This is a genomic window from Microbacterium sp. 77mftsu3.1 (assembly GCF_900100525.1).
Taxonomy (GTDB): domain Bacteria; phylum Actinomycetota; class Actinomycetes; order Actinomycetales; family Microbacteriaceae; genus Microbacterium; species Microbacterium aquilitoris.
Map to the genome: position 1 here is coordinate 335,968 of NZ_FNCR01000005.1, position 14,849 is coordinate 350,816.

The 14,849-nt window shown below is 67.7% G+C and carries 9 protein-coding genes; 2 read left to right on the forward strand and 7 right to left on the reverse strand.

Annotation, left to right across the window (positions count from 1 at the left end; translation table 11 throughout):
- Nucleotides 1-17 precede the first annotated feature (17 nt).
- Nucleotides 18-2,405, forward strand: a complete 2,388-nt coding sequence (locus BLR68_RS14500) for a right-handed parallel beta-helix repeat-containing protein (protein WP_018185792.1) — start codon at nt 18-20, stop codon at nt 2,403-2,405.
- A 46-nt stretch (nt 2,406-2,451) separates the two neighbouring features.
- Nucleotides 2,452-3,486, forward strand: coding sequence for a glycosyltransferase family 4 protein (locus tag BLR68_RS14505; protein ID WP_256335406.1), 1,035 nt, complete (start codon nt 2,452-2,454; stop codon nt 3,484-3,486).
- Here BLR68_RS14505 and BLR68_RS14510 read toward each other — a convergent pair.
- The 7 genes from BLR68_RS14510 to BLR68_RS14540 all read right to left on the reverse strand — a co-directional run bounded on the left by BLR68_RS14510 (nt 3,473) and on the right by BLR68_RS14540 (nt 14,789).
- A complete protein-coding gene (locus BLR68_RS14510) occupies nt 3,473-4,501 on the reverse strand; it encodes a glycosyltransferase (RefSeq protein ID WP_176770690.1) in 1,029 nt (342 codons plus the stop codon). The genes BLR68_RS14505 and BLR68_RS14510 overlap by 14 nt on opposite strands.
- Nucleotides 4,502-4,604: 103 nt before the next feature.
- The gene (locus BLR68_RS14515) at nt 4,605-10,172 is read right to left on the reverse strand and encodes a LamG domain-containing protein (protein ID WP_176770691.1); all 5,568 of its coding nucleotides are present in this window, start codon (nt 10,170-10,172) and stop codon (nt 4,605-4,607) included.
- A gap of 185 nt (nt 10,173-10,357) precedes the next feature.
- Nucleotides 10,358-11,092, reverse strand: a complete 735-nt coding sequence (locus BLR68_RS14520) for a DUF4352 domain-containing protein (RefSeq protein WP_018185796.1) — start codon at nt 11,090-11,092, stop codon at nt 10,358-10,360.
- A gap of 89 nt (nt 11,093-11,181) precedes the next feature.
- Nucleotides 11,182-12,111, reverse strand: coding sequence for a glycosyltransferase family 2 protein (locus BLR68_RS14525; RefSeq protein WP_040570453.1), 930 nt, complete (start codon nt 12,109-12,111; stop codon nt 11,182-11,184).
- Nucleotides 12,101-12,838 carry a CDP-alcohol phosphatidyltransferase family protein gene (locus BLR68_RS14530; RefSeq protein WP_018185798.1) on the reverse strand — a complete coding sequence of 246 codons (738 nt, stop codon included), beginning with the start codon at nt 12,836-12,838 and terminating at the stop codon, nt 12,101-12,103. The genes BLR68_RS14525 and BLR68_RS14530 overlap by 11 nt, the downstream gene beginning before the upstream one ends.
- The gene (locus tag BLR68_RS14535) at nt 12,835-13,821 is read right to left on the reverse strand and encodes a glycosyltransferase family 2 protein (RefSeq protein WP_040570454.1); all 987 of its coding nucleotides are present in this window, start codon (nt 13,819-13,821) and stop codon (nt 12,835-12,837) included. The genes BLR68_RS14530 and BLR68_RS14535 overlap by 4 nt, the downstream gene beginning before the upstream one ends.
- Nucleotides 13,818-14,789, reverse strand: coding sequence for a glycosyltransferase family 2 protein (locus tag BLR68_RS14540; protein WP_176770692.1), 972 nt, complete (start codon nt 14,787-14,789; stop codon nt 13,818-13,820). The genes BLR68_RS14535 and BLR68_RS14540 overlap by 4 nt, the downstream gene beginning before the upstream one ends.
- Nucleotides 14,790-14,849: the final 60 nt, after the last annotated feature.

Here is a 14,849-nt window from a genome sequence, read left to right on the forward strand (position 1 = left end):
CTCGTTCCCGATTGCGGATGACCGCTGCTGCCGTCGCGCTCAGCCTCGTCGCAGCCGGCTCCGTCTTCACCGCGACGGGCGCAGCGGCAGCCACGCGCGTCACCGACTCCTTCAACCGCACTGTCGCGACCGGCTGGGGGACCTCGACTTCCGGGGCCGCGTGGACGACCTCCTCTTCGCGTGTCACGAGCGTGCGCGACGGGGCCGCCGCGGTCCTGCAAGCGCCCGGAACGGCGACGGTTCAGTCGATCCGTTCTCTCGCAGCCACGGACTCGATCCTCAGTGCGACCGTCTGGCCCGAGAAGGCGACCACCACGGGCAATGGATCGACGATCTCGCTGGCACTCCGCTCCGACGGCAAGTATTCGTACCAGGCGCGCGTGGGCTTCGGCAGAAGCGGGGTGAACCTCTGGATCAGCCGCTTCGACGGTTCGAGTGGCCGGGAAGTCGTGCTCCGCTCTCTCAAACCGATCAAGGAGCTCCCCGCCGGCGCGCACGTTCGCGCCGAGTTCTCGCTGACGGGGACGTCTCCCGTGAAGATCCGCGCGAGGATCTGGACGGATGGCGCGGCCAAGCCGGAGTGGCAGGCGTCCTTCGACGACGCCAGCGCGCAGCGCATCGCACGGGTGGGCTACCCCGCCATCTCGACCTATCTGTCGTCGAGCTCCCGCTCGAACACCGTGCGCATCGATGACGTCGACATCTCGGATGCCGCGTCCCCCACGCCCACCCCGACTCCGCCCCCCACGCCCCCTGTGGCGAACGGTTCGGTGGGGAGCGCGCCGGTCGGCAGCACCAGCTACCCCGTCCCTGCCCGCGCGATCTTCGTCGCGCCGAGAGGCACCCAGACAGGCTCGGGAACGGCGAACGATCCGTACGGGAGTGCCGCGTACGCCGTCTCGAGGGCACCTTCGGGTTCGACCATCGTGCTCCGCGGCGGCACCTACCGGGAGTACGTCTACGTCGGATTCAACAAGGCGCTCACGATCCAGGCCTACCCGGGGGAGGCGGTCTGGTTCGACGGCAGTTCGCCGGTGACCGGCTGGGCGAGGTCGGGCAACACGTGGGTGAAGACGGGGTGGACGCACCGATTCGATCACTCCGTGTCGTTCACAGCGGGCCGGGACGACACCTCGCGGTTCGTCGACGACACCAATCCGCTCGCCGGGTACCCCGATCAGGTGTGGATCGACGATCAGGCTCTGAGACAGGTCGGCTCGGCGAGCGCGGTCACCGCAGGCACCTTCTTCGTCGACGAAGGCGGCCGACGCCTGGTGATCGGCTCCGACCCGAACGGCAGGCGCGTGGAGGCCAGCACCCTGGCCCGGGCGTTCAAGGTGCAGGGCAAGCACACGACGCTTCGGGGATTCGGTGTCGAGCGCTATGCGACGACGGTCTCCATGATGGGCGCGGTGACCGCAGAGGTCGATGACATCTCGCTCGAGAACATGGTGGTGCGCGACAACGCGACCATCGGTGTCTACGCATGGAACGACGTCAAGAACTTCCGTCGTCTGACAGTGACGGGCAACGGACTGATGGGACTCGGCGTCAACAAGGCAGCGGATGTCTCCCTGACGGATTCGGTCATCGCGCGCAACAACGCGCAGCGCTTCAAGCCGGCGCCTGCCGCGGGTGGCGTGAAGATCACAGAAGCGGACGGGGTCCGGGTGGATGGCAACATCGTCTCCGACAACATCGGCTCGGGTGTCTGGTTCGACGTCAACTCACGCGACATCCGTGTGACAGGCAACACGGTCTCCGACAACACGACCACCGGCGTTCAGATCGAGCTGAGCGAGAACGCGATCATCGCCGACAACCATCTCTCGAGAAATGTCCTCGGCGCCAAGATCATGAACAGCGGCGAGGTCGACATCTGGAACAACACCATCGACGCCGCCACCCGCGCGCTCAGCTTCGCTCAGGACGAGCGGCGCCAGCCGGTGTCGGGTCTGAAGTCGATCATCCCGTGGCTCCTCGACGACGTGACCGTCCGCAACAACGTCATCTCCTACGGCACCGACTCGAGCACCTGCCCCATCCTCGCCCAGGATTCCGAACGCCGACTCGTCGGCGCTGGAGTGGGAGTGGCGATGGACAGCAACGTCTACTTCCGGCGAGACTCCTCGACCCCCGCCAACCTCGCGTGCTGGGCGAACGGCGCCAACGGCACGAAAAGCGTGAAGACCCTTTCCGAGCTGACGGCGTTCACGGGCAACGATGGGAATTCGGCACTGTGGACAGGCACGCCGATCCTCTCGTCCTCGTTGACCGTCCGCAGCGATGTGCTCGCTTCACCGCGCGCCTCGCTGTCCGGGTTGCCGTCGGACGTCGCAGCCTCCATCGGCGTCGCAGCGGGAACGAAGCGGCCGGGCGCGTTCTCACCCGCCCTAGGCCGGTGATCGAGGTTCGTACCCGTGCGCCGTACGTGAGCCATACGATGTGAGCGTGGCTTTGGGGAGCGGTGCGGACGCTGTCGTCTTCTATCCGGCAGAGCGAGACCTGGAGACGTGGGCCGCACGTCACGCGGCGGGATCAGCGCCCGACCGATGGCCATATGGACTCGATCGGCTCGAGTCGCACATCGCCGGTGTCACCTCGAAGAACCTGCCGGCTGCGACACCGATCACGCGGGTGGCGCGACGCGTCATCGCCGTGCTGCCGCCGGGCCGGCGGGCATCGAACCCCGTGGGTGTGACATGGGATGAGAACGCTGGTGCGCTCCTGGCGACCACCACCCGCCTGAGCGCGCGATACTCCGGCGTGGTCTGGTTGACGGACGGTGTCGCACGGCAGGGCGGAGGGCGATTCGCGAGCCTGCGCCGCGCACTCCGGCGAATGGATGGGCTCTGGGTACTCTCCGACGCGCAGGTCGCACCCCTCGCCGCCTTCCTCGGCGAGGGCGCTCCTCCGGTGCATTACGTTCGCTTCGGTGTCGACCAGGATTTCTTTCGGCACGCCCCCTACCCGATACGCCCGCTCGTCGTGAGTGTCGGTGGTGACCGAGATCGCGATCCCGAGACCCTGCTCCGCGCGATGGCGACGCTGCGGAAGGTCCGACCCGACGTCGAGATAGTGGTGCAGAGCAAGACGAGCATCGACCCGCCCGCGGGCGTGAACGTCGTCCCGTACCTCACGCACACGGAATTGCGAGATCTCTACGCTCGGGCCTCTGTCGTCGTGATCGCGACGCGGCCCAACCTGCACGTATCGGGTATGACCGTCGGACTCGAGGCGATGGCCACTGGTCGGCCCCTCGTGATCACCCGCACCCCCGGCATGGACGACTACTTCGGCGGCACCACGGCCGCTCGAATGGTCCAGGTCGGTGACGCAGACGCCTTGGCCAGCGAGGCACTCAGGTTGCTGGAGGACCCTGTCGCAGGCGCCGCTGCGGGCGAGGCAGCGAGTGCCCACGTCACGGGTGGCTTCACGACTGCGCATCTTGCGGCGCGCGTCGCCGAGGTCATCACTCGGAGGTAGTCGCTCGCGCCCCGTGCATCCACTCTTGCGCCGCGCGTCTACCGTCCACGGAAGGCAGGGCTGCGTGAACCTCGACGACAGAGCGGATGCTCGTGACTGCGGCGACGAGCGCCGCCGACAGGTCCTCGCCCACACTCGGCTCGGAGAGGACCCAGTGCCCGTGGGCGGACAGCCACTCCGCGATCCCCGTCTCCCCTGTCGTCACGATGAGGCATCCGTTCGCCAAACCTTCGACGATGGGGAGGCCCACCTGCTCACGCCACAGGGGGCGGCGTCGTGACGGGAGCGCCAGGACTTTCGCCTCGCCCAAGACGTGCGCGATGTCGGCGCGAGGTGGGTCGATCAGGACCGTCACCCGCTCGTCGGTCTCGGCGAGGGTGAGGGCGTCGTCGGCCCCTGCTCCCCGGCCGACGATGACGAGCCGCGCGTCGGGGACCGCAGCCCTGACATCGGGCCAGGCGGACATCACATCAGGGAAGCCCTTGCGCTCGGAGAGGTCGCCGAGGAAGAGGATGACCGGATCGCGCACCCCTTCTGCGGCGCGCGCCGGGGTCGGCAAAGCCGGGATCAGCGCGCGGACCGGTTGTCGGGCCGCGGCGCCGAACACGCTCGTGTAGAGCGCCTCGGCAGCCGAGGTGCCATACGCGATCCGATCGATCCACCGCCAGAGCAGGGGTGTGACGAGGTGGCGGAGCCGATACCGCCACCTCGCCTTGACGGGGAGGTGGCGCACGGTCACGGCCGGGTGGAGGTTCTCAATCGCGTAGGTGGCCACGGAGGGCCGTTCCCGGCGCCGGGCTGCGGCCCGCAGTCGCGCCGCGGCCACGAAGGCGACGCTCGGGAGGGATGAGTCACCCGAGAGCGGCTCGTTCACCTCGATCACGTCGATGTCGGTCGAAAGTGCGAAGGCGACGGCCCCCCAGAAGCTCTTTCGCTGCGGATTCGTCGCCTCCGCCAGCACCGGATCGAAGTCGTAGCGAGTGCGACGGTAGAGGATGACGGGCCGCGGACTCATGTCCGCAGCCCGCTCCAGATGAGCGCTTCTCACCACCTCGTACAGCTGCACGACACTTCTCTCGGCAGCGACCGGTCTCATCCTCCCCGTACGCATCCGACGATCACGGAGCCGCCACGATCTGGAGGTCGTCGAACGACAGCGCGACCGGGACGTTCGCCGTGGCGCTCGGGAGGTATCCATACACGCCCGCCGAACCCGCACCCTGGAGTGCAGCGGTCGCATCGCTCCGCTCGATCTGCCATGTGGTCGGAGCGGTGTCGGACGCGTTCCAGATCCTCGCCGAGATCGATGTCGTTGTGGTCGTCTTCGTGTCGACCTCGAAACGGTACGTCTGCCCAGCAGCGATCGTCAGTCCGGTCACGGTGACCGCAGCGCCGACCGACGTGCTGTCACCGCGAAGGACATTGAGCTTGACGGTTCCATCCGCCGCGATCCGTGCACGAATGAGCCATTGCGTCGACCCGACCCGACGGGCGATCACGCCGACATACATGCCTTCGTTGACCTTGTCGACGGTGAACGTGCCGCTGATTCTGGTAGAGGTGCTGTCGATGACGGGGGTGTCCGCGAACAACGAGGTGCCCGCGCCCACCGTCAGGGTCCCCACACCTCCCGCCGTCGCGAAACGGGTGGCCGCGCCTCGCGTCGTCCACGCCGCGCCGCTGTCGGACGTCCCCCACCCACCGGTCGTCGTGCGGGTGAAGGTGTCTGCGAAGAGCACCCCCGCGGGCGGGGAAGCGACCGTGACCTCCTGAGTCTCGGCGTCCGTCGCCCCGTCATCATCGGTGACCGTGAGGGTGATCGAATACGTACCCCCCGTTGCATATGTGTAGGAGGCCGTCGATCCGGTCGCCGTGCCAGCACCCGGGTCACCGAATGTCCAGGCGTACGAGGCGATGGTTCCGTCGGAGTCCGACGAGGTCCTGCCGTCTACAGCGACCGTCAGTCCCGCAGCCGTGCGCGTGAACGCGGCCGTCGGCGCGACGTTGGCCGCCGGGGCATCCACCGTCACATCGTGGGTCACCGTCGCGGTCGCTCCGTCGTCGTCCGTGACAGTGAGCCGGACGGTGTAGGTCCCCGCCGCTGTGTACGTGTGCGAAGCCGTGGCTCCGACGGCCGTGCTCCCGGCGGGGTCACCGAACTGCCAGGCATACGACGCGATACTGCCGTCGGCATCCGTCGAACCGCTACCGTTCACGTCGACCTTCAAGCCCGTCTTCGTGTGGGTGAATGCCGCAGTGGGTGCGGAGTTGCCCGCCGGGGGAACCACAGCATCCGGGTTCATCGCGACGATGCGATCGAAGGACACCGTCACGGGGTCGTTCGTCACGGCGGACGGGAGGAACCCGAAGACCCCGATCCGGCCCGGCGCCTGCAGCGCAGCCGTCGCGTCGGTGGCCTCGCGCTGCCAAGCCGGCTCGGAGCCGGTCGCGGCCCAGACCTTCGCCTTCAGCGACGTGGGTGACGTGCCCGCCACCTCGAACATGGCGTGGTACTTCTGCCCGGGCTGAATCGCGAACGGCAGCACGAGCGACGATCCGATCGCGACCGAGTTGTTGCGCAGGATGAACAGACGAGCGGTGCCGTCGGCACTGACCCTGACACGGAGCACGTAGAAGTCCGCACCGACCTGGCGTCCGGTGACAGCGACGTAGGTGCCCTCGGCGAGCTTGTCGACGGAGAACGTCGCGTCCACTCGCACGCGATCCGCAGTCACCGAGGCCGCATCGGCGTACACCGTCGCACCCTTCGGAAGAATGAGGTTCCCGCTGCCGTTCGAGACCGAGTAGCGGCTGGCGACCGATCGAAGCGACCACGCGCCACCGACGTCTGCGGTTCCCCACCCTGTTGCAGCGGTTCGCGAGAAGTCATCCGAGAACAGCGGGGTCGACGCGGATGGGGCTTCGATCGTCACGGTCGCGGTCTTCACGTCCGTCGCACCGTCATCGTCCGTCACGGTGAGCGTGACCGTGTACTCGCCGGAACGCTCGTAGGTGTGGGAAGCCGTAGCGCCGCTGGCGGTGCCTCCATCGCCGAACGCCCACGCGTAGGAGGAGATCGTCCCGTCCGTATCGGATGAGGCCGCACCGGTGACGGACACGGACATGCCCGTCACGGTGGGGGTGAAGGCGGCGGTCGGCGGGGAGTTCACCGGTGCGGCGACGACGACGTCCAGCGATGTCGTCGCGGTCGCACCGTCGTCGTCGGTGACCTTGAGGGTGACCGTGTACGACCCGGCTTGCGCGTAGGTGTGGCTCGGTGACGGCGAGGCATCCGTGTTGCCGTCGCCGAAGTTCCACTCGAAGGCGGCGATGGAGCCGTCGGCGTCGGTCGAGCCGGACGACGAGAAGGTCGCGTCGAGACCGACCGCGCTCCACGCGGCTTGAGCCGTCGGCGCCGCGTTGGCCACGACTGTGATCGGCACCTGCGACGTGTGCGAGGCGCCGTCGTCGTCGGTCACGGTCAGCTTGACCGTGTACTCGCCGCCGGAGGCGTAGCGGTGCGTCGGGCTGATCGCCGTCGATGTCTCGCCGTCGCCGAACTGCCACGCATACGCCGCGATCGTGCCGTCGGGGTCCGACGACGCCGAGCCCTGGAAGGACGCGTTGAGGTGATCGAGGGAGTAGGTGAACTGAGCCGTGGGCGCGATGTTCGGCGCCTCACCCGTCGTGCCCGCGGTGAAGTGCTGAGCTGCCTCGGCGGCGCTGAGTACACGGCTGTAGATCGCGGTCTCGTCGTAATTCCCGGAGAGGAACGCGGACGATGAACCCCACGTGGTGTCGCCGCCGACGCGCCAGTATCCGCCGTAATCCTGCGCCGACGTCTGCGGATGGGTCCCCACGGGGACTCCGTCGACGTACATGGCCATGCCGCCGGATCCCTGAGACGCGACAAGGTGATGCCATTGTCCGTTGTTGTAGGCGTTGGGTGACGTGATCGTGTTCGTCTGCCCGGTCCACGTGCCGAAGACGAGTTGACCGTTGTCCTGCATGTACACATGCCGGTCATAGCTGGACGACGTGCCAGACTGCGCGTTGCCGAAGCCGATGATCTTGCCGCCCTGCGTCGATGTCGTCTTGAACCAGGTCTCGAGCGTGTAGGCGCTGGGAGTCCCGAACTGAGCCACGGAGTACACGTTCGATGCACCGGACAGGGTGATGCCCGGGTCCGTCGTCCCCGAGATCGCGCCCGGCGCGTTGCGGGTCACCGTGCCGGCGATCGCCCCGGCGTACCCCGAGGTGCTGCTGTCCGCGACGTTCGTCCCCGAAGTTTCGCTGTAGCGCCAGTAGATGTCCGGTTGGGCCTCGTAGACGATCGCACCGTAGGCGTCGGTCGGCGCAGCAGGCACGTCGAGCGTGCGGCCGGACGCGCGGTAGTGCGACTGCACCTCAGCGAGCGTGAGCGGCGTTCCGTACACGGCGACATCGTCGATGGTGCCGCTCAGGTGTGACGACGACGGCTGGTTCGGCCACCCGCCGATGTTGTCCCCACCGACTCGCCAGTGCCCGTTGTACGCCTGCGCGGTGGTGGTGTCGCTGCGTTGCGCGACACGTTTGCCGTCGAGGTAGAGCTTCATCCCGTCCGAGCCCATGCTCGCGACGATGTGATGCCACTGGCCGTCGTTGTATCCCGCGTTGGAGTTCACGGTCCTCACGCCACCGGGGTAGACGCCGAACCAGACCCGTCCATCGTTGTCCATGTACACGTGACGGTCGTAGCTTCCCGAGTTCGCCGTCGCACTGTTGCCGAAGCCGATGATCTTTCCGCCGGAGGTCGAGGTCGTCTTGACCCAGGCTTCCACCGCAAACGTGGTGGGCCCCTCGATGGAGTCGGTCATCGATGCGAACGCACCGTTCGAGAACGTCTTCGCCGTGTCAGCGTCCGACGAGATCGCTCCTGCGGAAGACTCCACAGCGCCGTTGACCGTGAGGTCCGACGTGCCAGCCCAGTCGCTGGCGGTCGCGTTGTCGGGGTCGGAGAGCCGCCAGTAGTGCGCGGCGTCATCCTTCAGGACGTCGTCCGCGTAGTCGCTGAGGACCGCGTCCGACACCGTCACGGTGATCCAGCTCGACTTCGCGACGTTGCCGTAGGGGTCGGAGGCGACGACCCGATACCGGTGGGAGCTTCCCGCCGTGAGCCCGGAGTCGGTGAACGTCTGCGACTGAGGCTTCCAGAACACCGTCGAGACGGTCTTCTCGGAGATGGGCGCCGAAGACTCGGAATCGCGGTAGACGCGATAGGTCAGCGTGGTGTCGTCCCGGTCCCAGTTGGTGGGGTACTTGACGCGGACTTCACCCGCGGCGAAGGACTTCGCCGAGAAGTTCCACGCGTCAGCGGACAAGCGGGGCCCTTGCTTGTTCGGCGCGATCGAGCGGACGGCGTATCGAACGAGGCCCTGCTGGCGGGTGCCGTTGACGCTCGGGAACTCGCCGCCGTAGATGACGTAATCGGAGTTGCCGGTGACCGTCCACACCGCCTGGCTCGTGCCGGTGAATGTGCCGGGCGTGGTCTGCGGGAACCAGTTGAGCAGCTCGGGACGCGGCGTACCCGGGTGGTCCGGGTACCCGTAGATGTCGCCGGTGTTGGTTCCGCGAGCATCGGTGGTCCATGCGGTGGAGTGGTAGAAGGACCACGGGTCGGTCTGCGGGAATCCGCCGCTGTTGCCGCAGTAGTGCTTGTGGCTGGCGGAGTAGGCGATCTTGCCCACGATGGCGATGTCGTAGGTGTCCCCGTGGCAGTCCTCGATCCAGGCGATCGAACCATCCGTCCAGTTCACGGCGAACGTGCCCTCGACATTGCCCGTGCCGCCGTAGTGCCAGCCGGACCCGTAGAACTTCGTCCCGTCGGTTGCCAAACTCATGAATCCGGCGGCGTCGCCGGCGTTGCGCACCTGGGTGTTCGCGGGGAGAGGCAACCCGGCACCGGAGGTGGCATCGGCCAGATACAGACCGAACCCGGGGGTGTCTCCACCGCCGACCGAGGTGAAGTTGCCCGAGAGAGCGACGCGGTCACCGGCGCCGTTCACGACGATGCTCTGCACCTGACCGTTGTCGACCGGAACCGCGAAGGGCTGGACAGCCGTCGCCGCAGCGTTCAGCTTCACGATTCGCTGTCGCGGCTGGCTCGACACCGAGGTGAAGTAGCCACCGACGAAGACACCGTTCGAGGTGGCGTAGACCGCCTTGCCGATGTTGTTGAGGCCGACTGTTCCCGACACGAGGTTGCCGCTCGGGATGTCGAGCACGGCGAAGCGCTGTCGGGTCTGACCGTTGACCTGCGTGAACGAGCCGGTGACGTACAGCTTCGTCCCGTCCGGCGAGGCGGCGAGATCATTGATCCGGTTGTTGAACGTCGGCGCGAAGGAGGTGATCAACGCGCCCGTCGTCAGGTTGTACGCGAGGATGTTGCCACGCGCAGTGAGGCTGGTCCCGGGTGCAGCTCCCGCCGGTCGCGCATTCGAGAACTGTCCGGCCGCGTAGACCGTGTTCCCCACGATGACCTGGGACCACACCACGCCTCCGTCGATCTGGACCGTCGGCAACGAGTCCGCCGACACCGTCTCAGGCAGGGCATCGGACGCAGCCGCCACGGGTGGATCAGCAGCGACAGCCGCTGCCGGCACCACCCCCAGCGTGAGCCCAGCCGCGACGACAGTCGCAATCATCATCGACAGAGCCGCACGGCCCGCAGAAATCGTCCCCACGATTTGCATCCCCTATATACGCGCCAGCACACACGCAGAATGCGTCGTGCCGCCGGGTCCCCAGAAATCCCCCCAAAGGATTTCTCGCACAACATACGCCATAAGCGGTGCCGCGCGCGAACTGTTTTTCAGATTCGACCCCTACGCGTTCACCCGATGTCGCCTTCGAAGGCGATCAGGGGTTCGGAAAGCGAGAGATCGACTTCGACTCGTACACCGTCGCGCTGGTTCTTCGGCAGCTCGAAAACGAAGGCGCCCCGGGCGACTTCTCCCGGCGCGACCTCTGCCGGGAATGCCTTCCCTGCCGGCTTCGACACCGGGCTGGCCTGCAGATCGTCGTTGCCGGTGTAGAGAGTCACGATGGCCGCGGTGAGTTCGATCGGCTTCTCCGTCGTGTTCTTGACATCGACCGCGATCCGCACGGCGGGGCCGCTCACCTCACCGGGCAGAACGGCTTCACCGGTCACGCTCTGGATGGAACTGACCGACACGAGCGGGCCACCGTCCACCGCCACGGGCTCCGTCAGTTCTGCGGGTGGCAGCGTCTCGCGGGCATCCGGTTCCGACTCCGTCGAGCCCTCGTCGACCTCGGGATCCGGTGTCGGCGTCACGTTCGATGCCGGAGGAACCGCGGAACCGCTCGGCGTCTCCGCCGGGTCCGGATCGTCCGCCGGTGTCGACGCCGTGGACTCCTTCGCTCCGCCCGGTGCCGAGACGTGGCTGCTCCCGAGCCCTCCGACCGCGATGGCGACTGCGATGCCGATCACCGCCACGCCTGCGATCGTCGCGGCTACGACGATCGACCGACGTCGACGTCGCGGCTCCTCCCCCAGCACCCTCTCGAACTCGTCGCGGTCGCGCGCGAACGCTTCGTCGTCTTTCATTGTGATGACGTCCTCCCCAAAGAACGTGCCGTCCTCCCCAGTGGACGTGTCGCACGATTCAGCCAGATACTAACCGTTCGGCCCGACATTCACATCGCCTTCGCCGTCACCGTCCCATCGGCGATCCGGCGCGCATCCCGAGAGCCGCGCACGTAGGCCCGCCACGGCGCAAGCGATCGAAGCAGCTGTGCGCGTCCGCCCCGGAGGATGACCTCGCGGGCCGACGCCGTCACCTCGGCACGCCAGCGCCGTACTCCCTCTTCGTCGAGGAATCGGGTGGCGAACAGCATCCGATTCCGGATGTTGAAGTAGTAGTACGTCTCGGACTTGCTGCGGTCGCTCTGGCGACGCGACCGATGGGTCGCGCCCTCGTCGTGGACCGCCACAGCGTCGTCGATCAGTCGAAGGCCTCCCCCCGCGAGCACCACTCGACGCGAGAAATCGACATCCTCCCAGTAGAGGAAGTACTCCTCATCGAACCCCCCGGCCGCGGCCCACAAGGTCACGGTGAGCCACAGGCATGCCCCCGTGAGCCACTCCCACGACTCCTCGCCACTGTGCTTCGCGCGCGAGGAGTGCCCGCGGGTGCGGCCGTCGACGAGCGACACGTCGGCACCCGCGAACCAGACCGCCCCTGCGGGCGTGATGATGCGAGGGGCGCACAGGGTCATCGGCGCACCGACGGTCCCCTCGCGAAGCGCGCTCACGGCGTTCCCGTCCATGCGCGCGTCGGGGTTCAGCAGCAGAAAGCCCGTCGCTCCGCGCTCGATCGCCGCTGCCACCCCGAGATTGACTCCGCCGCCGAATCCCGTGTTCGCGGTGGGCTCCACGAGGACCCACCGCTCCCGCTCCGCGAGTTCGCGCATGCATTCCCGCTCTGCGGCGGTCGTCGGATTGTCGACCACCACGACGAGGTCGGGGTCCGCCTCCGCGGCGGTCGCGACGAGATTCCTGGCCAGCAGCGCACTCGATCCGTAATTGACGACCACGACGGCCCACACATCGCCTTCAGTCGACACGGCGCATCTCTCTGAACCACTTGACGGCAGCAGCGCACAGGAACAGAGCGTTGACCGCGAACAGTGCACCGTAGACCAGGAGGAAAAGCGGCGACGCGCCCCACAGCACGAAGGCGAGGCACAACACACCGAAATCCGTCGGCAGCAGGAGCATCGAACGAGCGAAGGTACCGCCGGCGCGAGCGTGGGTGGACGCGACACCTCGAGCCGCCTTGAGGAGGTCGTTGAGGATCATCCCGAAGAAGGTCGCCGTGGCGACGACCGAAAAGCCGATCGGGACGAGCAGGACCACCTCGTCGACGTCACCGAACCGATAGAGCCCGACGAGCACGGCCAGATGCAGGCTGGCGATCTTGACCGCGTCCACGAAGTGGTCGAGCCACTCACCGGCTATCGAGCCACCGCCGCGCAGGCGAGCGACCTGACCGTCGGCCGAGTCCCAGGCGTACCCGGCCACGAGCAGTGCTGCGACGACGACTCCTGCCCACCACGAGGGAGGCACGGTCGCGATCACCGCGATGCCGGCGAACGTGTGCAGGGCGCTCACCATCGTCACCTGATTGGGAGTGAGCCCCCATCGATAGGCGACGGCGGCGAACAACCGCCCGATCCGTCGGTTGACGTACACCGAGTAGGCGGGGGCGCCCCGAGCATGCCCCTTCTGAGCGCCGCGCAGGCGAGCGAGGGTCTCGGGGAGAGTGGGCGGAGTCGAACCCGTCGTCGTCATCGGCTTGCTCCTCGCACAGGTTCTCCGTAGTGGATGCGGATGTGTCCGGCGGCGCCTTCCAACGCCCCGACACCCCGCATGGTGTCCCGGCGACCCGTGGCATCCAGCCGCTCCGAGCGAACGAGCGCGCCGGTCGCGGTCCGGGCGACGCCCGCGGCGATGCGGGCGACCCCCGCGAGGGTCGCCTTCGCGCGGACCACGGCGCGCCCTCTGCGGGTGGGAGCCAGGATGAGTCCGACCCGCACACCGGCCGCGGACATGCCCCGAACGCGCCCCAGCGCATGCGCCCGGGTCCGCCGTGTCTCGGGCAGGTGGTCGAGGACGAGCGCCTCGGCACACCACACCATGCGCGCTCCTGCCCGGTGCAACTGGCTGGTGAACAGCGAATCCTCACCACCCGTGCGGCCGAATCTGTCGTCGAACCGGACTCCGCTCGCTCTCACGATGGCGAGGTCCAGCAACAGGTTGTTCGTCGCCGCACGCTGAATGACCTCGCCGGTGAGGATGCCGCGGGTGTGACGACGCGCGAAGAAGCCGCCCACCTCGATCCACGGGTCGATCCCGCCGTCGACCACCGTCAGCACGGGGCCGGCGACCGCGTCGGCACGATGGTCCCGCGCTGTCTCCAGAAGACGTGCCAGCCAATCGCTCGCCGCGGGCGTTTCGTCATCGTCGATGAAGACCAGCACGTCGTGACCGATGCTCTCGTCGAGGGCTCGATTGCGGGCAGCGGCGACGCCGGGCGACCTCTCGTGCACCCGGATCACGGGGGCGTCATCGGGGAGAACGGCGAGCCCCGACGCATCCGGGTCGTTGTCGATGACGAGGATGTCCACCCGGGATGCCGCGCCCACAGTCGTGGCGTACACGACGACGGGATCGAGAGAGCGGACAAGTCGTCGCAGGTCGTCCGGTCGGCGGTAGGTCGGCACGGCGACCATCACCGCCGGCGGTGTTCTATCGATCGATGCGGAGGGGGTCATCGGCCGCGTGCCACACGGAGCTTCATCAGCACCCAGCGCGGGTGCAGCACGCTGGCCGCGACCATGTTGGCCGCGAAGGCGACGGGTCGCCGGTTGAGCCACGCGAGCCCTGCCTGGCGATATCGCAGCGCACCGGTGTCCTTCCGGTACCACCGCCACCGGGTTCGCCGGTCGGGGCGGTTCGCCTCCCGCCACTCGGCGAAGGAGACGAAAGCTCCCCCCTCGAGCTGGGCGTGGTTGCGGTAGACGATGTAGCGCGTCATCATCCGCTGCGCAGCGATGTGGGAGAACGACATCGATGTGTCGTGGATCCGGTAGAGCACGTGCGGCTCCGCAAGAGTGCGCACCTGCCACCCGGCGGAGTAGACGAGCCGGTTGACGATCTCGAGGTCCTGCGCCGCGTCGAACTCGGCGTCGTACAGTCCTGCAGCGACCACGGCGTCTCGCCGATACATGATCGCGGGGTGAGGGATGAGGATCTCCCGACCCTCGTCGCGCATGCGGTGGAACTCGGCATCCGTCCGCGGCCCGACCGATACACGTCCTGCGATCCGGCCCGTCGGCCCGAGGTACCGGCCCTCACCGGAGACGGCTCCGAGTGAGGCATCCGACCGCAATGCCGCGAGCTGGGCGGCGAAGCGCCCGGGGAGCACGAGATCGTCGTGCTCCGCGACGGCGACGAATTCCGGACAGTTCTCGAACGTCATCCCGCGGTTCAGGGCGCGCGACACCCCGGTCGGTTCATCGTTGCGCAGCAGGACGACCCGATCGTCGCGCCGCACGATCTCGTCCACGAGCTGCCCACTGCCGTCTCGGGAGCCGTCGTCGACGACGACGACCTCCCCATCCTTGGGCAGGTCCGCCAGCACGCTCTCCAGCGCGGCGACCACGTAATCCGCAGCGTTGTGCACCGGCATCACGACGCGGACACCGCGTGTCCCCGGTCGCACCGTACTCGTTTCCCCCACGAGCGAAGTCATTCGCGCCACCCCCAAGTAGCCGGACGTTCGCGGGCACTGAAAGCGCCC

Bases quoted from the DNA above. Each gene is read 5' to 3' on its own strand.
- BLR68_RS14510 (WP_176770690.1), bottom strand. From the start codon at position 4,501: ATGAGTCCGCGGCCCGTCATCCTCTACCGTCGCACTCGCTACGACTTC.
- BLR68_RS14535 (WP_040570454.1), bottom strand. From the start codon at position 13,821: ATGACCCCCTCCGCATCGATCGATAGAACACCGCCGGCGGTGATGGTC.
- BLR68_RS14515 (WP_176770691.1), bottom strand. From the start codon at position 10,172: ATGATGATTGCGACTGTCGTCGCGGCTGGGCTCACGCTGGGGGTGGTG.
- BLR68_RS14530 (WP_018185798.1), bottom strand. From the start codon at position 12,838: ATGACGACGACGGGTTCGACTCCGCCCACTCTCCCCGAGACCCTCGCT.
- BLR68_RS14520 (WP_018185796.1), bottom strand. From the start codon at position 11,092: ATGAAAGACGACGAAGCGTTCGCGCGCGACCGCGACGAGTTCGAGAGG.
- BLR68_RS14500 (WP_018185792.1), top strand. From the start codon at position 18: ATGACCGCTGCTGCCGTCGCGCTCAGCCTCGTCGCAGCCGGCTCCGTC.